We start from the raw sequence: 21,618 nt of genomic DNA on the forward strand, positions 1-21,618 counted from the left end.
CGTCATCCATGCCATCTCGTCACGCTTTGAGCTTGTGGAAGTCGGAGGTCTGTCAGTGGGCAGTAGAGGGGAGGCAAGCCAGTGATATCGCCCAAACTCTGGGTATCACTCTTCAGATTGTCACCTTCATCTGGAACGCATTGTGGAGAAACTGGGAGCTAGGGAAGGTGCGAACAAGTGGGCCGCACCTTCATTACGAACTCCTTGTCCGCATTTGAAATGCCCATCACTCCAAAAACCTGACTTTTTACCTCAAGTATCGGGCTATTAAACGACATTTAGCCTCATTTTCGAGGCTTATTTCAATTGTTGGGCACAGTTACCCCATGCCCGTATCATCTGGTCCACTCGAAACAGATTCGCCAGTTGGTTGTCGTTCTTCAGCAGTCCCTTGTACCGCGCTTTCACAAAACCGAACTGACATTTGATGAGCCGGAACGGGTGTTCCACCTTGGCGCGGATGCTGGACTTGAGCTTCTCAAAGGCAATAACTGCTTTGTTTTTACGAGGATGCTTTTTGAGCTCTTTGAGCTTGCCAGGGCACATGGCAATCGCCCATTGTGCCTTTACATCCGCCAGCTCTTCACGGTTTTCTGCCCCCTGATATCCCGCATCAGCGCACACAAACTCTTCCTTGCCATGGAGCAGATGACCCACCTGATTGAGGTCGTGCTCGTTGGCTGACGCGGTCTCCAGACTGTGAGTCAGGCCACTCTTGGCATCGACGCCGATATGAGCCTTCATGCCGAAATACCACTGATTGCCTTTCTTGGTCTGGTGCATCTCGGGGTCGCGCCCTTTACGCTTGTTTTTGTTGGAGTTGGGGGCCTCGATGATGGTGGCATCGACCAACGAGCCTTGCTTCATCATGATGCCAGCCTCACAAAGCAACTGGTTGACGGCTTCAAAGATCTGGCGGGTCAGTTGATGCAGCTCCAGCAAATAACGGAAGTTCATGATGGTAGTGCGGTCAGGGATGGCCAGGTCCAAGGAGAGTTTGGCAAACAGACGCATCGAGGCAATCTCGTAGAGAGCATCTTTCATGGCACTGTCGCTGAGGTTGTACCACTGCTGCATGCAGTGAATGCGCAGCATGGTATCGAGTGGGTAGGGACGACGTCCGTTACCCGCCTTTGGATAGACGGATTCGATGACCGCCAACATCCTTGACCATGAGAGTACAGCGTCCATTCGGGCCAAGAATATCTCTTTGCGGATTTTGCGACGTTTGCCATTGAACTCGCAGTCCGCGAAGGTGAGTTGGTGACTCATGCTGTACCTCATCCCTGATGCCAAGTGGGGCTCATGATCTCACATCAGGGACTTGTTCGCACCTTCCCTAGCAGTAAGAGCCAGGCATTCCCCTGGGCCCTTAAGCAGGGATTGATACGTCTGAATATCGGGGTGGCAGAAGTAGATAACACTATCAAGTTCAGAATTTTTCTCTGAATTGAGCAATAAGTTGTTATTTTTTCGGTTTAAATCCCTAGTAAGGCAATGATCTGTAGATTTTTTACGAAATATAAGCAAGATATTGCTCTCGTCTAAGCTATTGTGGGGATTTGTTTCATTAAGCTTTTGATAAATAACAAAAAAAATGTGGCGCGGTCTTTGCTTGAGGCTGAGAGCTATCTCGTTTAACCAACCTATTTAGAAGCATACCCATGCCAACGCCATGTTATATCAGCATCGAAGGTAAAACCCTGGGCAACATCACTGCCAGTGCTTTCACTTATGACTCCACAGACAACATCTTCGTGCAAGGTCACGAAGACGAGATACTGGTACAAGAGTTCCAGAACGTCGTTACAGTCCCGACTGACTCGCAATCTAGTCAGCCTGCGGGTCAGCGTGTCCACAAGCCGTTCAAGTTCACCGTTGCGCTGAACAAAGCCGTGCCGCTGATCTACAACTCGCTGGCATCCGGCGAAATGCTGCCGAAAGTGACCCTGAAGGGGTACCGCACCTCTGTCGAGAGTAAGCAGGAGTCTTTTTTCTCTACTGTGCTGACCGATGCCACCATCGTTGCCGGTACCTCTGGCACCGATGACTGGTGTGCGCCGATTGAGGCGTAAGTCTCATGTTCAACCCTGACATGCCTTGTAATCCACCCTGATTTTTTGGGGTTATGTTTTGTCTCGTGCATTTTATCCAGCCCGGCCAATGGGTTAGCTGGAGCTTTTCTGTTTTGCCATTCCCCTGCCGGGGTTTGATGCCCCGCCGGTGAGCGCAGAGGGATGGCAAAGCACTAAAGGGTATCCTGTGATGCAGACCCGAACCGCTCGTAACCTGTTAACCCCCTTATCTTTGGTGGCCCTTGTGGCACAGGAGAGGGCGGTAGCGTGGCTGCGCGGCGAGGGTGTGTGGGTGCAAGAGTTGGCAAGGGCTTAGGCACTGCTTGTCCAGCAAGAGACCGCAATGAACATCTATTAGTGTGACGAATGACGGGCAAGCCTATCGCCCTCTTTGCGGAGGCAGAACATAATTGTCAGTGCTGAATCGATGGCTCTATATGCAAGGGTGAGCATGTCGCGCTACAGGTCGACAACCAATTACAACCCCTATCTCCACAGGGGCAAACTGAGCCGGAGCAGTTTGTCATTACCCGCCGATGGCAAGCTCCCCGTAAATAGAGGCCAGTATCATGAACGTGAAAATAAAAGTGCTAACCCTGCGCTGCTTCACCCTGTTAAGCGGCTGCGTTTCGCGCGCCGTCTCAAACAGGATTATAACCACCCGCCGTTGGACCTGCCGCAGCAGAACCGCTAGCTCACCATTGATGGGTAGATCCCGCCAGAGGTCAAAGTGACCATAGTGCCAAATTACTATTCAACCAAGGGTTGTACTCGTAACAGTGGCGATCTCGCAACATACTTTACTCTGATTTATCCCAAATCTGGCCACTATTCAGTCAGGGGCGCTCTTGATGGCGGCACCCGCTGTGGCTGGCAGCTTGATAGCATCGAAATCTCTTCGGAGAGCAACGATCCAAATTACTATAATACCCGAACTCCGCTAGTGAGTTTGTGGCCCTGGGCTCTGGTGCCGCGACCCACACAATATGGTAATATTTATTGTTGTCACAGCAGCCTTTCTTTGGGGGCAAACACCTATCAAAAGATGTTAATCCCTGAACTCTAAGAATTGCATAAGAATAAAGGGGAGGATAAAAGAAAATGACATAATTATGTATCCACCTTTCGAGAGAAGCGCTGTTCGATAAGTTATCAATAAACTCGATGTTCGAGACATCGGTGATGATAGCTTGGGTAGTACCCAGCACAGTGGATAATATTGCTTAGGCGTGAGCGAAAAGCAGTGTTTTATGGGTGTTTTTTGTTTATTTACTTTAATTTCAAGGTTGAATTAATATGAAGTGTAAATTCCTTGTTTTGGTATCCATACTTGGACTATCAAGTACAGTTAATGCTGGTTTTTTTGACTCCCAAAAAGACACGTTGCCTTTCAAGTGTGGTCGTGAAGATGCTGTGAACGCACTAACGGTAGCATTGCATGACAATGCTTTGTCAAGAATTTCAGTTTCACCAGAGATGCTCGAACGCTTTCAAAATCAAGTTGAAAAGGTTCCTTTTAGTATATCTGAAGTGTCTACCACCAATGATTCATCTCCAGAGTTGAAGTGTCTAGCAACTGTATCAATGGCAGTATCGGTTGAATTGATGGAGTTAGCCGAGAAGGCGCCAGAAGTATTCTCTGAATTTATTAGGGAAAGTCGAGGCTTGTATAAAAATGGTAACTTAACATGGAAGGGAATCTCTTATAGAATAAGATTGTCTGACAATGGTAAAGATATTTCAGTAACATTAGGTGATGCCTACGAAACTACAATGTCCTTGGCTAAGGCATCATACCTGTCGATAACTAAAGATGATATCATTCAACGAAATGATCCTTCTAAAGTTGCCATTGCTAAGAAAGCTTATGAGGCTGAAGATGTTCACTTAAACAAAATTTGGAAATCTATACCAGCATCTTTCAGAGCATCTATGAAAAATGAACAGGTATCTTGGGTATGGGATAAGGAAAATAAATGTGGCGGCATTGAACGGGCAAATAACGCCAGTCTCTCCACATCAGCTAGAATAGAAATATATGAATGCCAAACTGAGATGACCAAGGCTAGAATTAAATACCTGAGTGGTCAACAATAAGTCATACCCAATATTTTAACTTAAAGTGCGGTTCGGCTTATTTTCACCGCAGTTTTTAAAAGGGCATGATGAGAGCTGGGGAGTTACCTCCCCAGCAAGTAAGAGTGATTAGCACAGGTAGGGGCGGTCATCCCATTGGCACGAAGTCTGACAGGCTCAAAAACTGTCGCAAAATTGGTTTAGCGATGTGGCCTATCGGCGAGCAAACGCTAATACCCATAGGCCACTGCTATCAGCTTATTCCACAAGGTGAACGCTCAATCATATTCAAGCTCACGTCGTCACGATATTACTGCGTGATTTAATAAAACTCTATCTCAAAATGTATCAATCAGGAAATCATAGATGAAGAAGCTAATGAGTATTTTACTAGCCGTTGTTATTACCGGCTGTACATCACCAGTCCCTCGTGACTGGACCTCGGAGACGATGGAGGTCGTTCTGGTTGCCGCACAAGCGGGAGACATACAGGCACAAAAAATCATGGGCAAGCGCTATAGCTTCGCTCAAGATAATACCAATGCGATCCTCTGGATGGAAAAAGCTGCCAATCAAGGAGATGCCGAAGCTCAGTATCTGGTCGGTTGCCTCTACTCGTTTTGCAGTGAAACACCTGACTATGACAAAGCTCGTTTCTGGTTTGAAAAGAGTGCTGCACAGGACTATGCAGCCGGGCAGGGCAGCCTAGGGGTGCTCTACAGTAGTGGTGAAGGAGTGGAGCAGGATTACGCCAAGGCCGTCGAACTGTTTCGTAAAGCGGCCGATCAAGGCTATGGCGAAGCGCAGTACAATCTGGGACTTTTATATGAACAGGGGAATGGGGTAGTCAAATCCGATGCCATGGCTGTACGCTATTTCGACATGGCTTCCGCTCAGGGGTTTGGTTTGGCCCAAGATTCGCTGGGATGGATGTATCGCGAAGGACGAGGGGTGAAACAGGACGTGAAACGGGCACTCACTCTGTTCTTGATGGCGGCTGATAATAAGGTCCCTGCGGCCTCGAATGCGGCAGGTTGGATCTATGTCGAAGGTGATGGGGTAAATCAAGACTATGAAAAGGCTGCCAATTTGTTTCGCCGTGCAGCTGAAGCCGGTTATGCGAAATCTCAATACAGTTTGGGCTGGCTCTATGAGAATGGGCATGGTCTCAAGCAGGATATGGTCGAGGCCTATGCTTGGATGGATGTGGCAGTAAAAAACGGTTTTGAGTCTGGTCAGCCGGACCTAGAACGTGTCACTCATTTGCTCAAGACTGGGCAAACAGCCGAGGCGCGCAACAAGGCTCGCGACTATTTAGAGCGTTACGGCAAACAAACTATCAAGTAATCCAATAAAGGCCTTCTGGCCTTTTATAACTACCTATGGTCTCCTGTCTTTATTTTATCATTTTTGAGGGTCGTTGAAAAAATCGATTCAGCTTGAATGGAACTAATTGAGATGGTGGTGAGCTTAGCACCTCCATTCCATTCAAATCTGTATTATTTGCAAGTTGCTTCCCACTCACCAACAGTTATTCATACAACAAGGCTTTAATTAACCATGGCTCATTCATCCTGTGGATTGATGCCAATACCATAAGTCAATATATTTTTGTGCAACACCATAACTTTCTGAACGAATATCATTGTATAAATTTCAATGGAGTTAAGATGACTATAGGAATATGCAGGGTAGTTTATACCACTGTCATGCTCACGTTTGGGTTAACGGCTTGCGATAATAGCGTTTCTGACCAGTCGACAGACATTCCTACTGAGCGCGAGTATCAGATCATCTCCACCTCACACCTCAATGATGGTTTCGAAACCCGCAAAGTGCTGCAGGCACGATTACTGCTGGATTACCAAGTACAAGACGCAGAGGGCAAGGTGGCCAGCTTAACAACGCCGTTAACTCCTAACGCCCGTTTTTTTATCCAACCTAATATGCTGCAAATTAGCGACTATGGTATGCCGATTCCGGTGAGTAATATAGACCCTAAAGGCAACTCCAATGAAATATTTCAATTGGTTAAAGATGGCTTTAATGTAGAATTTAACAATGGTACAGTCCGCCAACTGACTCCTATTGCCAAGATGGATCAAAAAGACATCAAGGAATTATTTGACCACTGGGTGACTCTGAATAGCTTGTTTAAACAAGCTCCAACCTTGCCTGTAGCGCTTGAGCCTAGCGTCGGTTATAGCATCAGCGCCCCCATGGATGCGCGCTTAACCTGGACAGTTGAGCAGGTTAGTGAAGATAAGTTGATCGCCATACTGCAAGGAGAGAAAGGCAAGTATAAGGCCTATGGAAAATTCGAACTTAACCGCAAAACCGGTTGGTTAGAGAGCATGGCGTTTTTTCAACGGGAAGAGCGCCAAGGTAGCACCTTCACCCATCGTATCGTCATGGCACCTAAGGATAGGCCTTATATCATGAGCATGCTTTGGCATGCCGATGATACCTACGATACTGACCGTGATATGGATGACCTGAAAAAAGAACTGTACCGCATTAGTGATGTGCAGCGGGAGTATCTCCCCAATAATAAGACATTTATACAATCCTTATTACCGGAACAACAAGGTATTTTAGATAATATTGGCAGTTGGGGTACTGATACCCCTGAAGATCTGCAATTACGCTTTGTCCACAATATGAGTCAGCAATATGTGGAAGCCGATGTGCGTTATGAAGACTTAACTGCCTTTGATGCAAGTGGCAAACCGATTGATATTCATTTCTGGCAGCATGGCAAAGGGTCGGCGAGGAATTACAATCGCACGATTGAGTCTTCAATCGATATTGTTGCTACTGGTTGGGATAACACTGCTAATAAAATCAAGCAGATAGACCATATTAATGCCAAGCTAACGCTTATCCCACAGACGAATAAGATCGTCGAAAAGTCGTGGGATGAATTACTGGCAACACCTTACACCTTTGGCGATGCCAGCCTAACAATCCAGGTGCTCGATGCCGAGGCGAAACTTTTTAAAGTCATATCAAAACAGAGTGAAGATCAGAGTATTAATCTGCCTTTCCAACAGTTTAAAGGCATGATCGCAGAGGCCCGTCGCGAAGGTAATTATCCCTTCTGGTTAACGGCGACAGAAAAGGAGCTGCTAGAACAATTAATTGGGGCCGATGAGAGCCATCACCTCACCAGCAACGCACTGTTACTCAAGCTCGATGAGCCCCCAAAAACCGTGGTGTTAATCGAGAAAAAAAACCAGCCGGAGTTGACTCAAACCAAGACGATCCGCTTTGTACAATTTACCGAGTACAACAAAAATCTGGCAAACCCTCCCAGCGAGTTTGGCAGCACTAGCCTAGGTAGCTTCTCCAAGCCTGATCTAAATGCGTCAACAGCTGAAGTAAGTACGATCCAGGGGATAAAACTTGTGACTGATAATGGTCATAATCTGTATATTCCCATGTCAGCGGCTTTGGCGACTTCCTGTAAACCTGAAGTAGAACAAACTTTTAATGAGGGTAAAAATACAGTCACTTGGCAGTTTGATTCCAATGCCCCAAACGGTGCCGCCTATATCTTAATGACTCAGGATAAAATTCGGCAGTTTTTCTACGATAAACAGATTAAAGGCAAGATCCGGTGCCAAGGTGATATCAATTGGCAGCCTTTAGAACTGGCAGTGACAGACCGCCCTTGGTTAATCGACTTACAATCTTGGCTGACAAAAACCGGATATGGCAATGAGCCGAGTAGCGATCTTAAAAATTACTTCAAGGTCGAAGATGCTCAAGGTAATCTGTTAACCATTAGACTCCCCGAAAATACTGTTCAGCCGATTAACGAGGTGCTAGTCGATGGGCGCTATTTGAGTGTTGCAGGCCCCGCCGCCAAGGTGAGTTATATGACGATAGCCAAAGAACCCAGAGATATTCCCTATGAGTTCACCTTTAAACCTTTGCCATAAAAAGGAGCTGTTGTGCGTTTATTTAAAGTAAAACTCCTCCTAGGAGCACTTGCACTTATCAGCACCCATGCTAATGCGGAAAAGGTGTTACTAGATGCTCATTGGAAGGTCGTCAAAGATGAAAAACAAGCTCAGTACTATTTAAAGCTATCGACTGAAGTAATAGACGGTCATTATAAGGCTGAGATTTATTACAAAAACAAAGGTATGCTTTTTTGCGCTAGTGCCCTCGCCGATAACAACATCGGTAAAAAAATTATCAGCGAACAATTCCGTGGTGCTTATCAATGTTACTTTGAGGATGGCAAGCCATATGAACAAGGCTTTCGTAACGAGCAAGGTCAACTTCATGGCTTGCTTAAAAAATACATTGCCACGGGCCAACTGTATGTTGAATCGCACTATGAAAATGGTGTGAAACAAGGTCTAGAAAAGGGTTATTGGAATGGTGGCAATATCCGCTACAAAACCACCTTTAAAGATGGCCAAGAAGTCGGCATCAGTGAACATTTTGGCCCCGAAGGTGAAGTCACCGCCAAGATCTGCAATGACCCAACCTGCGTGAGTCAATATTTTAATCTTGGTAAACTTAACCGTGAAGAACATCGCGTTGATGGTTTATTGCAAGGTACTGAGACCACTTGGGGCCTAAATGGGCAAGTCATCTCGACCCAAGAGTACGTTAAAGACAAAAGGCACGGTGACTATTTTGAATATTTTGACAATGGCAAAGTCAAACGCCATTACCGATTTCAAGGTGATTATAAGGTTGGTGAGCAACTGACTTACTATGAGAATGGTCAGATCCAATTAAAGGAACTGACTAACGATAAAGGTAATGCCCTCCAAGCCATTGAATACGATGAACAAGGGAAAATTAAAAAAACCACTGACAGTAAATACCAAGGTAATCGCTGGGTTTATCGTAAACAGCAGCGCTTTAGTAAAGGCCAACTGATTGAGAGCACAGAAAACGATCTACTCAAAAACTGGTCACTTAGCGAAGACTACGAGCAAGGTGAATTAGTGAATCGTCGCGAGGAACTCGATAAAATATTAACAGGCTTGTATGTGGACTCCGTCAAGCGCCGTAGTGGTACAGACGTTATCACCCGCGAGCATTTTAACGCAGGCAAGCGTGAAGGCCCCTATGAAATGGTGAAATTCGACCATGAAACTGGTAAGCGTTGGGTGGCTGAACAGGGTCAATATACCAATGACAAACCCTCTGGCAAATGGAAGAAGCAGCAAGAAGATGCCAGCCTCACCTTTAGCTATGATGACAATGGTGAACTCCATGGCGAGTTTCGTAATGAGACAAGTTCAGGGCAACTGCTTGAATTAATAAATTTTAACCATGGCACCTCCGACGGCTTAGTGCAACGTTACGCCAACAATGGTCAACTGTATGAAAAAGGCGTATACCGCAATGGTCAACAGGATGGCGATTGGATATTTACCGATGGTGAGTACGGCTTCCGCCCAATACCCAATCCTGAAAGACGTTATTGGTATGGTCGTTTCGACCAGGGTAAACAAGTCGGCCATTGGGAACTGCGCTCATCTGAAGATTATGTGCTCCAAATCGCCAATTATGACGAGCAGGGCAGGCTTGATGGTAAGCAATACGAGTTTGAGGTGCATGGCTGGATAAAAGTGATTGACAGTTATAATCATGGCCAGTTTTTAAATCAGGAAATGCCGCCACCGGTGGTCACCTCAGACCTATTTCCCCCTATTTACTAGCTTAAGAAACTTCCCTTTTATTAATCTCCGAGTAAGTAGGTGATGCCTCCGAACGGGAGTTATGGCTATTTATGGCGTGTTGGGGGAGGGAGAACATGAAGTATTATGCTGAGTGATTTCAGCAAGAAATATAAATCAACAGAGGTGATATGCCATGATCAACAAGAACTCTACCCTCGGACCACTGCCATAGCCAGAGGGGCGGTCGACATACCTGCTCACTGACCTTTTTTGAGTGCAGGAGTCGGAAGCTGAATTCCAGGTCATGCTCGAGCAAAACGGTCAGCTCAAGCTCATTGACAGCCACCAAACGGAGGTATGCAATGGTTTTTTGTCTTTCGGCCATTCATGAACGGTATTTTTCAAGATAGTTGTCATTGTTCATGCCGCTTGACGTTCCTTTTCCGGATTGAGCTCCACTATAATTTCTGGTGTCCAGTTCCTTGTTTTACCAGGCTAGCGCTCAGGATGAAAACCCCTAGCGGCTTTATAGACCACCACCTAAATATTTATCCAAATCCTGGGGTGAATCGCCCTTGGTTTTCTAGACACTCTGTTGCTGAAAAATAAACTGCATTTCAAACTCTACCGGCGACAGCCCATCATTGGAACCATGGTGCCTGATTGGGTTGTAAAACATCTAGATATAATCAAATACGTCGCTGCGGGCTTCATCTCTTGTCGGGTAAATCCTGCGCTTGAGTAATGGAAAGCAGCTCTCGGCGACAGCGTTGTCGTGACAGTTACCCCGCCAGCTCATACGGCAACGCAAGTCGCGGGCCTTCAGAAAGTCCTGCCATCCACCGCCAAGTCTGCCGCCATGCGTGACTTCATCGACCAGCTGACGGTTTGGCGAGAGAACAGGTCTAGCACCTTGAACTGACGTGCCAGCATGTTTGGGGCTGCCTGTGGGCTCTTGCCCCCATAATGCCCCTGGCGACGTTGATAGCCCGTTTGCGAACGCAGCCCTTCTCGCTTCATTAATTTGGCCACACGGTGCTTGCCGCAGGCTTCCCCTGCGTCACGAAGGTCGCGATAGATCTTGCGATAACCCTAGACTGCACCAGTTTCCAGCCAGGATTGCTTGACCAATCCGGTCAGCCGTTCGTCCTGCTGCTGACACAACGATACGGGCTGTTTAAACCACGCGTAGAAGCTACTTTGATGAACCCCAAGGGTCTTGCACAGGGTAACGCACTGTACCGGCCGAGTCAGGAGGTTATGAACGCGTACCTTTCCTTGACTCGCTGGCAAAGTACGCAGCGGCCTCCTTTAAAATGTTGCGCTCCTCGGTGACTTGGCGCAGTTCGTCTTTCAGACGGCGTATCTCGGCTTGCAAGGCAGATTCTTCGTGCCGCGGGGTTAGCAGGCTTACCGTACTGCCTGAGCCTACCCCAAAGGCTCGTACAACATCAGCTACCGGCTGTTCGCGCTCGGTGATTTGTTTAACCGATTCGATGTTGAATGTTTCTGGATAACGTTGACGGGACATAACACCTCCAATAGTTGCCTCATTTTAAGGCTCTGAGGTGTCTAGGGAACTGGGGGGCTTTGGCGTCCACGAAGCTGATCAGCGCAAGCAAAACTTCGGCATGGTCTCCAACGCCTTCATCCGCATGTCCAACAACGAAAGCCAAGTAGAACTTGCCCGCTTCGACCTGTCCGAAGATGCGTCCGTGGAAACCGCCATGATCTTCGGCGAGCTGTACCTGAACAATGGCGAATGGAAGTTCAAGGCCGTTGGTCAAGGTTTTGCTGGTGGCCTGCCTGCTCTGGCTACTGTCCATGGCGTAAATCTGGCTTAATAGACCAAAAAAATTAATTCAAGGGCAACCCTATGTTGCCCTTTTTCATTTGATAATTTAGGGGAAGTTATGGCAAGGAATGATCGCGCTAATGAAGAGATTATGAGATTTATATTCATGGCTATCGGGGTGATTTTATTTCTCCCGTTCATGTTGTTTTCATATCTTCACTATAATAATATTAAAAAACGCCACATGAAAGGCTCTGGCACCCAGCGGGTGTATGATACTGGCTTGCTGTGGCGAAGTATCATATTTAGCTCTGGAATTATCACCACTGGCCTTATTGCCATGTTTTACACCAATAGCTATTTGCTTTCGGCTATTCCTCCTGAATATGCGAAGGTACTTTTTGGCGTTGATGCACTGGTTGTGATTGCCTTTTTTTACCCAATAAAAAAGATGGCAGAGCGAGTAGCGGTACGATATTTCGGGGTTATCTTCGACGACAATGACAAGAAGATTGTGATCCCGGCAGATCTTGAAAACTCAAGTTTTGGCGAAAATCTTCGTTTGAGCTTCATCAGGAAGATGGGCGATTATGAGGCGATTGACATTAAAGATATTTCTAGCGTAACGAGAGAGAAAGGTGTGAACTTTTTTATTCATGGGCGTTTTGGTTCGCGAAAGATAAATTTCAGCAATAAACAAAAACGCGATGAATGTCTATCTGCCTTGCAGGCCAGAACTTCTGTAAGGTTTGGGCGAGATTTCGGCTACTGATTTATTAAGAAGTATGTGGGGGTGTGATATGGAATTAATTTCTGGTCAGAACGTGCAGTTGTCGGGTCATGAGCTTGTTATCGAGGTGACTTATCAGCAGGGGGGGGGAATTCAGTGGCGACATTGATACATCGGCATTTTTATTAACAAATGTTGATAAGGTGCGTAGCGACAGCGACTTTATCTTCTACAATCAGCCCGAGTCACCGGATGGCGCAGTCAGCTACGAGAAGACTGCCACTGGGGGCCGCTATACGGTGAACACCTCAAAGGTAGATGAGGCGATTCAGAAGATCGCTCTGACAGTGGTGATTGACGGCAGCAGTACCGTCTCCCATCTTTCCTCTCTGGGGTTGAGCATTGCCGGTCAGGTTACTTATCAAGTGCCTCTGGTGGATCGCAGCGAGAAGGCTCTGATAATGGGCCAGATTTACCGACACGGCGGAGCGTGGAAGTTCAAGGCCCTTGGGATGGGCTTTAACGGCGGTCTGGCCGCTCTGGCAACCAACTATGGTGTGGTGGTTGATGATGAGCCCACAACCCCGACCCCGGCCCCCATTCCAGCACCTCGTAAGTCCCCTGTAGGCGTGAGCCTTGAGAAGAAGCTGGCTGAGCAGGCCCCTTACCTTGTCAGTTTGGCAAAACCTGTTGGTGTGAGTCTGGCGAAGCACAAGCTTGAGCAAGTGAAAGCCAAGGTTGCTTTCGTGCTAGACGGCTCCGGCTCAATGACCTCGCAGTTCAAGCGTGGCAATGTCCAAGCTGTTTTGGAAAGGATCGCAGTGCTGGCTGCTCAGTTTGACGATGACGGACAGATGGACGTTTGGGGGTTTGCTGAGCGGCACAAAAAATATCCCAATGTCTCTCTCAGTAATCTGAAGGGGTATATATCAAGTATCCAGTCCTCTGGTAAGAGAGGTCTGTTTGAACTGCTCCCAACATTGGGTGGAACGAATAACGAACCTCCTGTGATGAATGAAATTATTGATAATTTTAGAGATAGCAAGGAGCCGGTCTACATTGTCTTTATCACAGATGGTGGCATAAGCAAGACACGAGCAATAAAAGAGGCGATCCGAGAATCTGCCAACTACCCAATATTCTGGAAATTTGTCGGGCTAGGTGGGTCAAATTACGGTATTCTGGAAAATCTCGATAATTTTACCGACCGGGTGATCGATAATACAGACTTTTTCCAATAGATGACTTCCAAAGTGTTTCAGATGAGCTCCTGTATGACAAGTTGCTTACGGAGTTTTCTGGTTGGCTGAGTGAAGCAAAGGGAAGATCAATTATTAGCTAACGAGGTTTTATTATAAAAGTGCGCCAAACTAGGCGCCTTTTTTATTATTAATAAATTAGAGTGGCCGTAATCGTTAGGCCAGTACCATCTTGTAAAAATTGTCAGTTATGAACAAAGTGGTTTCCACGAAAATTACTGAAAACCAAAATGATGTACACTAACAACCATTGCTAATGGCATCGGATGTCTGTTCAATTCCACCGTAATATGCAGTTAATGCTCAAGGATAACAAAACCTAATTAATCTAAAATTAATTTGTGGGGGGGGAATTTTTCTGTCGCTTATGTTTTGACAAGATGTCATCAATGGCTAACAAAGCTAAAAAAGAACATTTAAGAATGCGGTCCACCAAAGGTCACGTACTTCTCACCTCCTCCGCCATCTTCAGAAAAGTCCTCGGCAACCTAGTTGCCGGGGGCTTTTGCTATCTGGGTGCTTAATATTTAGCCTGAGTCTTGTCGGGATGAATTCCCTATAGTGCATTTAGCTGTGAAGATCTGCAGAGTGTCGATTGTCTGACAAAGTCGTGGACGGTTGGCAGTTCAGCGTCAAGGCTTGTGCCTGATGCAGCATGCGGCTAATCAAATCCACCATGATTTCTTGGTTGAGCTTGTCGAGCCACTCGCGAGCCCAGAGTAGGGTATTACGTTCATCTGTATTGCTGAGCTGGAGTATCGGCCAATCAGCCATGTTGGCGAGCGATGTGGCCTGAATATCGCCCAGTGGAATGAACAGAGTCACCAGCCGATCCTGTTGTCTGATATGAAGAGTGAAGGAGCCCGCCGGGATGTCCAGTCCATCGGCATGTCGGTAGTGCGGAGGCAGGTACAGATGGCGGCAGAGGGCGGATAGCATGGCATCGAATGTCATGGGAATTCCTGGCTGGTGGTGTCAAAAACGAACGTTGCTTGTGGCCGTCGATCAGTCATCAATGTTCTGTCTGGAGTGTCGGCTGGCGAGCGTCTATCCGCTGCGAGCAGCCGCCACTCGTCGGTAGACAGTTGATTGGGTTGATAGGCTCCAGTTGCCTAGCCAGTCGGGTCAATCGGGAATTGAGTTCCATACCCATCTCTTCGTGTGGTTGATGATTGGCGCACAGGATCGCAAGAACAGGGGCCAACTGGATATAAATTGAAGCCGGGTATTTTTAGGTGAAGCGGTGCGCAGATAACCCGATGGTGGTTACCATTGCGGCCCTTCGTTTTGGCGCCACTGCTCCAGCCAGCGCAGCACCTCGGCTGTTGCTTCGATCTGATCGGCAGGGATGTAGTTGTTGATCAGAGCATCTCGATAGAGGGCACGGGCCAATGGGATACGCTGCAGTACTGGAATACCTTCCTCTTCGGCTATCTTGCGAACCAGCAGTGCTTGGGCATCGGTGAATTTGAGAGTCACCACAGGCAGGGGGGTCTCACCTCGCTCGTAGCGGATGCCGATGGCAATATGGGTCGGGTTGGCGACGATGACCGAGGAACGCTTCACGTCGGCACGCATGTTGCTCGACTGTAGCTCCTGATGGAATTGACGGCGCTTGCTCTTGATCTCTGGACTCCCTTCCATTTCTTTGTATTCCCGTTTTACCTCGTCCTTGCTCATCTTGAGTTGCTTGGTGTGCTGATAGTGTTCGAAGGCGTAGTCGGCGATGGCGATCACCACGAAGCCCATGGCGCAGACTGCCATCAGCTGGCCCAGCATGCCTCCCAGTACAGGAGGAATACAGTTCATGCCGCACCCTGGCAGTTGCAACAGCGCCTGCAGGTTGCCCTCGATGGTGATCCAGACTAGCAGGCTGAGCAGAGTGACCTTGAGCAGGGATTTGACGAACTCCATCAGACTCTTGATGGAGAAAATCTTCTTGGCCCCTTCCACCGGGTTGATCTTCTTGATGTCCGGTTTGATGGATTCGCCGCTCAGCAGAAAGCCGTACTGGGCAAAGTGGGAGATGAGAACCACCAGTACCGAGACGCCGAGCAGCGGGATGCATAGATAAGCCATCTCCTGCATCAGGTTTTCCAGCACATGGTTGAGGGCCTGGGTAAAAGGGAGGTTGAGATGGGATTCCGGGATCAGCATCAATTTGCCCAGGTGTTCCAGATAGTAATCGGACATCGCCATCAACATGCCGATAAGGCTCAGAATGATGGCGGTGGAAACCACCTCCTTGCTTTTGACCACCTGCCCCTTCTTGCGTGCGTCTCGCAATTTTTTAGGGGTGGGCAGCTCGGTTTTCTCTCCGCTCATCGGGCCTCCAGAATGGGGATCAGCAGTTGCAGCGGATCCATGACCGCCAGTACCTGCCTATAGGCGTGGTCCATCATCAACTTGATGTAGATAACCAGCAGCAGACTGGCAACGGCGCTCTTGATCGGCATTGCCAGTACGAAGACGTTGAGGGAGGGGGCAAAGCGGCTGATGAGTGCCAGCCCGAATTCAGCCAAAAACATGGCGATAAGCAGCGGTGCGGCCAGCAGAGCGCAAAGCAGCAGCATCTGGCTGAACTGGCTGTAGAAGAAGCTGACCCAGTGATCGCCGATGGTGGGGAAGAAGTGTGCGACAGGCCAGCTGGCATAGCTCTGAAACAGAGCAGAAAGGAGGGCGAGAAAGGCACCGCTGGCAAAGAAGAGGGTGATAAGAGTCTGGGTCAGCAATAGTCCGGTCGGACTGGTTTGGCTGGCAAGACTCGGGTTGAAAATGGAGGCCATGGCCGCGCCACGCTGGTTGTCGATGAGAAAGCCGCTTGCCTCGATAGCCCAGAAGGGGATGGCTGCCACAAAGCCGATCAGCAGACCAAGCAGTACTTCCTTTGCTACCAGCAGGGCAAGATCCAGTGCTGTGATGGTGGGTGGCAACGTGTCGGCCACCATGGGGTAGGCAAAGAGGGCCAGCGAACAGATTACGCCATTGCGGATCATCGCCCCCCCCAGCATCTGTTTGCTCAGTACCGGCAACATGACGAAACAGCTGATAAAGCGCGGCAGCAACAGGGTGTAGGCCAGCATCTGGCCCTGCAGGCTATCCAGGCTCATTGGATCTGGGGCACCTTGAATAACACCATGTCGGCAAAACTGTAGAGTTCGTTGCCAAGCCAGGCGGTAGTGGCAAACAGGGTGATCACCACGGCAAGCAGTTTGGCGACGAAGCCCAGTGTTTGTTCCTGGATCTGGGTCAAGGCTTGCAATAAAGAGACAAGCGTCCCCACCAGCGCTGCCACCAACACCGGCGGCATGGAGAGGATCAGCACCAGCCAGAGGGTCTGGCTGGTGAAGTGGAGGATATCGGCGTGACTCATATTAGCCTCCGTAACTGATGACCAGCCCGTGGGTGAGACGGGCCCAGCCATCAAGCAGCACAAACAGCAGCAGTTTGAAGGGTAGCGAGATGGTCATGGGGGACACCATCATCATCCCCATCGCCAGCAGAATGTTGGAGATGATGAGGTCGATGGCGATAAAGGGTAGATAGATCAGGAACCCTATCTCGAAGGCCCGGCTCAACTCGCTTACGGTAAAAGCAGGCAGCAGGATCAGCAGGCTGTCGGATTCCAGTCGATCGGCATACTCGCTGGGCCAAAGCTGTTTGGTGCTGTCGATGAAGAAGGCGTGCTCCCGCGGCTTGATCTGTTTTTTCAGGAAGGCGCGATAGGGAGCCATTCCCTCGTCGAGAAACTTCTCCACCGATTCGGATTTGGCCAGCGAGACCTCGTTTTGGCGCAGGTAATCCTGGGTTGCGAAACCGACCGGGGCCATCACATAGATGCTGAGGATGATGGCCAGTCCGTACATCGCCATGTTGGGGGGGATCTGCTGTACTCCCAGGGCGTTGCGCAGCAGCGAGAAGACTACCGCCAGCTTGACGAAGGAGGTAGCCATCACGGCAATAAAGGGGAGCAGCGCCAGCAGCGCCAGCCCTACGATAAGGTTTAGCTCGTCTGGCAACTGGATCATGACGCTGGCTCGCTCTTGAGGCTCTCGACCCGCACACCGAGTCGTCCCTGGATCTCAACCAGTCTGCCGCTACCGAGCTGATGGCCATTGCTGATGATGCGTACCCCGCCGTCGATGGGGGTGCCTAGATCGATAAGGGAACCCGGTTGCAAGGTGGTCAGAGAGTGCCAGTCCAGCGTCTGGCGGCCCACTTCAAAGGTAACTTGGATGGGGAGGTTATCCAGCTGGGTGGCATCGAGATTGTCATCGGCGGCGTTGTGCATGGCAGTCAGTTCCAGATGTTGTTGATGGGGTAGGCAATAGGCAAAGGGTCGCCCCTCGACACAGACCAGCAACTGCTGGCCGAGCAACGGGTGAGGCGGCGGCAACAACACATCGCCGCAGCTCAGCGCCTCAAGCTCGCGGATGGCGACCCGCATTGCCCCCCACTGCAAGGAGAGGGTGAGGGGCAGCGCCAGGCGCTGTTGGCTTGGTCGTGTGGGCAACTTGCCAAACAACGGGTCAGGCTCGGCAAGCCAGAAGGTGAGGGTAGCTCCCTCCCGCTTGAGTAGCAGTTGTAGTACCGGCTGACCGGCGACGTCGCTGGTGGCGAGCGGAGCCAACGCCGAGCAGCTGAGGTTGCCAAGAGGTTGACCAAGGCGCTCGATCAGCGCCAGTTGCAGCGATTCTGGCAGGCTGAACAGCGCTGCCTGCTGCAAGTCCGGCGCAAGCCAGCGGGCCAGTTCGGCGCCGTGGCATAAAAGCGACAGGGAGAGCCCCTGCCACTGCAGTTGCAACCGGTAGTCGAGGGACGCTGGCGGCGATGCTATGGCGAGGTTCAGCTCGCCATAGCTCCAGCCATAGTGGTGGCGGCACTGGCTGAGCCGCTGTTGCAGGGTCAGCTCCGCTGGTGAGGCGGAGGTAAAGGCAATCGATGTCATGCGTCGGCATCCCATTCGTCATAGATGGATCGTTTCTGGCGCGACCCCTGCTCGCTGTCGCCCCGGGTAAAGAGATCAACGGCGACTCGCTCACCGGGGTAGAGACGTTGCAGGCGATCGATAAGCTCACTGCGACCCTGATTGAGTAGCTGGGAGCCCTGTTCGCTGGCCAGCATCTCCACCTGCAGCATGCCCTGATGGCGCTCGATGCGGATGGTGAGTTCCCCGAGCGCGGGCAGGGAGAGTTGCAGCAGAGGGGGGCGATCCAGACGACCCAGTTCAAGGTGCATATCCACTGCCAGCCGGCTGATCAGCTGGCCCAGTTCGTGATGATCAAAACTGGGCGTTACCCGGGCCAGCAGCAGATCTCCCGGCGTTGTCGCGAGAGGAAGAACCCGGATGGCAGAGCCGGCAAAGTTCTCTCTGGCAAGCAACTCCTCCTCGCTGGCCACTGGTGCCAGTTCAATAGGTTCATCTTCTGTTTGCAGCCGTTCGCCGACCTCAGGCCGAGTGGCCAGTTCGCTGGGCCCTTGCAGTTTGTTGCTGTCGCTTAGCTGGATACTCTCGGCGGGCTTTTCGCTCTGCTGTAGCCGGGTGAGTATTTTGTTTGGTATAGGCAGTGTCTGGTCCAAGGCACATTCATCGACTTTGTCCTGAGTGTCCGAGTCGTCTGCTACAGGTAACTTGTGACGATTGGCCAGCAGGTTGCTCTCTATTGACAATGTATCCTGTCGTGGTTTGGTTTGGGTGCCTTTTGGAGTCGTCAACGGCAGCCCGGCTGGGCTCTTATTGAGTCTTTTTTGGGTGTCCGGTTCGGCTACGGTAATCAACTCAGGGCCGCTGGTGATCTCACGTGGTAACCTCCTGGCTTGCTCTGTCGGCTCGGCTTGTGCTGTCTGACGCTCTTGTTGCGTGGTTGGTGCCTGCATCCCCTCGTGGATCTGTAGCGATGTCGCAGGAAGCAACTGGGATTCCTGCCAGTCGCTTCCCTCTTGCTTGTCATGAGGGGTTTTGGCGTGTGGGGCTGGACGTGCCAGCGTCCTCTCTGCCAGTTTCGCCTCCTTGTTAGTCGCTTTGCTGTTTGACTGGGGGGCATCCGGTTTTGATCGGCGCTCTTGCTCCTGTTTGCCTGGTACTCTTTTTTGATCAAGCACTTTCTGTGATGCGGACTCGAGCTGCAGGGCCTGCTCGAAGCGCTGCTGCTGCGCCGGATCAGCCTTGTTAGTTTCGCGTTGCAAGCTGTGCTGCTCGCAAGCAATCTTGGTATCAGCGCGGGGGGCGGTGAGTCGGTTCATCTCTGGTCACATCCTGATCTGCTGGCGGAACTCTTCCTGTTCCTGCTCTTCGTTGTAGTCGCGCAGGGCTTGCTGGGCTGTCAGCTCCTGCCGGTGTAATTCGGCAAACTTTTCCTGCTGCTGGCGGGCTCGGTGCACCGCTAGCTGGCATGCCTGTAGTCGGATGCGCTCTTCGGCTACCCGCTCGCCCTGTTCGGCGGCCAGTTGTTCAAGGTGGGCTTCTTGTTCTCGCAGCAGGGCGACCTGCTGTTGCCACTCTTTGAGTCCTTTGCGATCAAGCTGCTCTGCCTGACAGAGGGCAAACAGACGATCTTCTTCGACGAGGCGCCACTGACGGTAGTCAAGGCACTCCTGCTGCACCTCTCGTTGCCGGGCATGGGCCTGCTGCAATCTGGCCTGCTGGGCGGCGAGTTGCTGCTCGGTCCTCTCCAGCCGCAACTGTTTTATCTGTTGCAGACGGCTGATCATCGGGTCAACGCCTCCAGAGTTGCGAGCGCCTCGGGTAGCGAGCTCGGCTCATGGGTGCCTTGTTTGAGCCACTGGCGGATTGCTTCGATGCGGGCGATTGCCTCGTCGGCCACCTTGTCTTGACCTTTCTGGTATTCGCCGATCTGCAGCAGCAGTTCGACCTCTTCGTACTTGGCCAGCCAGCTGCGCAGGCGACCGGCCTGTGCCTGATGCTCAGGCTCGATGATCTGGTTCATCACCCGACTGGCGGAGCGCAGTACGTCGATAGCCGGGTAGTGATTGGCGGCCGCCAGCTTGCGCGAGAGGATGATGTGGCCATCGAGGATGGAGCGGGTCTCATCGGCCACCGGCTCGGTCATGTCATCACCTTCCACCAGCACGGTATAAAGAGCGGTGATGGAACCTTTGTCCGACTGGCCTGCCCGTTCCATCAGACGGGGCAGGGCGGCAAACACCGACGGCGGGTAGCCGCGGCGGGTTGGCGGTTCACCGGCGGCCAGGCCAATCTCGCGCTGGGCACGGGCGAAGCGGGTGACGGAATCCATCAACAGCAGCACGCGTTTGCCCTGATCCCGGAAGTATTCAGCGATGGAAGTGGCGACAAAGCCGGCTTTGGCGCGCTCCATGGCGGGGCGATCAGAGGTGGCCACCACCAGCACGGCCTTTTTTAACCCCTCTTCCCCCAGATCCGCCTCGATAAACTCCCGCACTTCCCGGCCACGTTCGCCGATGAGGGCAAGCACGGTGACATCCACTTCTGCGCTGCGAATAAGCGAAGCCAGCAGGGTGCTCTTGCCGCCACCGGCTGCAGCGAAGATCCCCATCCTCTGTCCCTCGCCACAGGTCAGCAGACCGTCGATGGCGCGAATGCCCAGCGAAATGGGTTGAGCGATTCGTTTTCGGCTCATGGGAGGAGGAGCATCCCGATAGACCGGATACCAGGCGGCTGGCTCTGGCAGGTGTCCGCCGGCAAAAGGATTGCCAAGCCCGTCCAATACCTGGCCAAGCAAATGCTCGCCCACTCCGACCTGATGCATGGCGCCGGTAGGGCTCACCTCGGTGTTGGAGGAGATGCCGAACATATCGCCAAGGGGGGTGAGCAGCGCCTGATGCTGGGCAAATCCGATCACTTCTGCTTGCAAGGAGAGGGTGTTGTCCGGGTTGCGCAGATGGCACAACTCGCCGATGCGAACGCCGGGGACCACGGCTTTCAGCAGGGTCCCGGTCACCTGGGTGACACGGCCACGGATCTGGATCAACCGGGCGTCGTCAATGGCGTGACGCAGTTGGCCTGCAATGTGGTCGAAGGAAAGATTCATAG

General features: G+C 50.7%; 17 protein-coding genes and 2 pseudogenes. 8 read left to right on the forward strand and 11 right to left on the reverse strand.

What is annotated here, in order from left to right; translation table 11 throughout:
* Positions 1–297: 297 nt before the first annotated feature.
* A complete protein-coding gene (locus tag ACB032_RS18580; protein WP_026080070.1) occupies positions 298–1,272 on the reverse strand; it encodes an IS5 family transposase in 975 nt (324 codons plus the stop codon).
* A 392-nt stretch (positions 1,273–1,664) separates the two neighbouring features.
* On the opposite strand from ACB032_RS18580, the gene tssD reads away from it, so the two are divergent.
* The 5 genes from tssD to ACB032_RS18605 all read left to right on the forward strand — a co-directional run bounded on the left by tssD (position 1,665) and on the right by ACB032_RS18605 (position 9,841).
* A complete protein-coding gene (gene tssD, locus ACB032_RS18585) occupies positions 1,665–2,075 on the forward strand; it encodes a type VI secretion system tube protein TssD (protein WP_017407987.1) in 411 nt (136 codons plus the stop codon).
* 1,296 nt (positions 2,076–3,371) lie between these two features.
* Positions 3,372–4,172 (forward strand): lysozyme inhibitor LprI family protein, encoded by an 801-nt coding sequence (locus ACB032_RS18590; protein ID WP_164672830.1) that lies wholly within the window; start codon positions 3,372–3,374, stop codon positions 4,170–4,172.
* 345 nt (positions 4,173–4,517) lie between these two features.
* Positions 4,518–5,498 (forward strand): tetratricopeptide repeat protein, encoded by a 981-nt coding sequence (locus tag ACB032_RS18595; protein WP_017407989.1) that lies wholly within the window; start codon positions 4,518–4,520, stop codon positions 5,496–5,498.
* Positions 5,499–5,821: 323 nt separating this feature from the next.
* Positions 5,822–8,095, forward strand: coding sequence for a hypothetical protein (locus ACB032_RS18600; protein ID WP_371138519.1), 2,274 nt, complete (start codon positions 5,822–5,824; stop codon positions 8,093–8,095).
* Between the two features lie 12 nt (positions 8,096–8,107).
* Entirely contained in the window at positions 8,108–9,841 is a 1,734-nt protein-coding gene (locus ACB032_RS18605; protein WP_371138520.1) for a toxin-antitoxin system YwqK family antitoxin, read from the forward strand.
* 544 nt (positions 9,842–10,385) lie between these two features.
* Here the strand turns inward: ACB032_RS18605 and ACB032_RS18610 are convergent.
* A pseudogene (locus ACB032_RS18610) lies at positions 10,386–11,333 on the reverse strand (IS3 family transposase).
* Between the two features lie 37 nt (positions 11,334–11,370).
* On the opposite strand from ACB032_RS18610, the gene ACB032_RS18615 reads away from it, so the two are divergent.
* The 3 genes and pseudogenes from ACB032_RS18615 to ACB032_RS18625 all read left to right on the forward strand — a co-directional run bounded on the left by ACB032_RS18615 (position 11,371) and on the right by ACB032_RS18625 (position 13,669).
* Positions 11,371–11,646 carry a TerD family protein gene (locus ACB032_RS18615; RefSeq protein ID WP_371138521.1) on the forward strand — a complete coding sequence of 92 codons (276 nt, stop codon included), beginning with the start codon at positions 11,371–11,373 and terminating at the stop codon, positions 11,644–11,646.
* A gap of 69 nt (positions 11,647–11,715) precedes the next feature.
* On the forward strand, positions 11,716–12,369 hold the full coding sequence (locus ACB032_RS18620; RefSeq protein WP_371138522.1) for a hypothetical protein: 654 nt from the start codon (positions 11,716–11,718) through the stop codon (positions 12,367–12,369).
* 161 nt (positions 12,370–12,530) lie between these two features.
* Positions 12,531–13,669, forward strand: a pseudogene (locus ACB032_RS18625) (VWA domain-containing protein).
* Between the two features lie 484 nt (positions 13,670–14,153).
* Here the strand turns inward: ACB032_RS18625 and ACB032_RS18630 are convergent.
* The 9 genes from ACB032_RS18630 to ascN form a co-directional block, all read right to left on the reverse strand.
* Positions 14,154–14,540, reverse strand: a complete 387-nt coding sequence (locus ACB032_RS18630; protein ID WP_017408009.1) for a hypothetical protein — start codon at positions 14,538–14,540, stop codon at positions 14,154–14,156.
* 312 nt (positions 14,541–14,852) lie between these two features.
* Positions 14,853–15,911, reverse strand: a complete 1,059-nt coding sequence (gene ascU, locus ACB032_RS18635; protein WP_017408010.1) for a SctU family type III secretion system export apparatus subunit AscU — start codon at positions 15,909–15,911, stop codon at positions 14,853–14,855.
* The gene (sctT, locus tag ACB032_RS18640) at positions 15,908–16,696 is read right to left on the reverse strand and encodes a type III secretion system export apparatus subunit SctT (RefSeq protein ID WP_017408011.1); all 789 of its coding nucleotides are present in this window, start codon (positions 16,694–16,696) and stop codon (positions 15,908–15,910) included. Before sctT ends, ascU begins: the two co-directional genes overlap by 4 nt.
* Positions 16,693–16,959, reverse strand: a complete 267-nt coding sequence (gene ascS / locus ACB032_RS18645) for a SctS family type III secretion system export apparatus subunit AscS (RefSeq protein WP_371138523.1) — start codon at positions 16,957–16,959, stop codon at positions 16,693–16,695. The genes sctT and ascS overlap by 4 nt, the downstream gene beginning before the upstream one ends.
* Before the next feature lies 1 nt (position 16,960).
* Positions 16,961–17,614 carry a SctR family type III secretion system export apparatus subunit AscR gene (gene ascR, locus ACB032_RS18650; protein WP_017408013.1) on the reverse strand — a complete coding sequence of 218 codons (654 nt, stop codon included), beginning with the start codon at positions 17,612–17,614 and terminating at the stop codon, positions 16,961–16,963.
* On the reverse strand, positions 17,611–18,534 hold the full coding sequence (gene sctQ, locus ACB032_RS18655; protein WP_371138524.1) for a type III secretion system cytoplasmic ring protein SctQ: 924 nt from the start codon (positions 18,532–18,534) through the stop codon (positions 17,611–17,613). Before sctQ ends, ascR begins: the two co-directional genes overlap by 4 nt.
* Positions 18,531–19,829 (reverse strand): type III secretion system needle length determinant, encoded by a 1,299-nt coding sequence (locus ACB032_RS18660; RefSeq protein ID WP_371138525.1) that lies wholly within the window; start codon positions 19,827–19,829, stop codon positions 18,531–18,533. Before ACB032_RS18660 ends, sctQ begins: the two co-directional genes overlap by 4 nt.
* A gap of 6 nt (positions 19,830–19,835) precedes the next feature.
* Positions 19,836–20,297 carry a YscO family type III secretion system apparatus protein gene (locus ACB032_RS18665; protein WP_371138526.1) on the reverse strand — a complete coding sequence of 154 codons (462 nt, stop codon included), beginning with the start codon at positions 20,295–20,297 and terminating at the stop codon, positions 19,836–19,838.
* On the reverse strand, positions 20,294–21,616 hold the full coding sequence (gene ascN / locus ACB032_RS18670) for a SctN family type III secretion system ATPase AscN (RefSeq protein ID WP_371138527.1): 1,323 nt from the start codon (positions 21,614–21,616) through the stop codon (positions 20,294–20,296). The genes ACB032_RS18665 and ascN overlap by 4 nt, the downstream gene beginning before the upstream one ends.
* Positions 21,617–21,618: the final 2 nt, after the last annotated feature.

The organism is Aeromonas sp. S5(2024) (assembly GCF_041403025.1).
Classification (GTDB): domain Bacteria; phylum Pseudomonadota; class Gammaproteobacteria; order Enterobacterales; family Aeromonadaceae; genus Aeromonas; species Aeromonas hydrophila.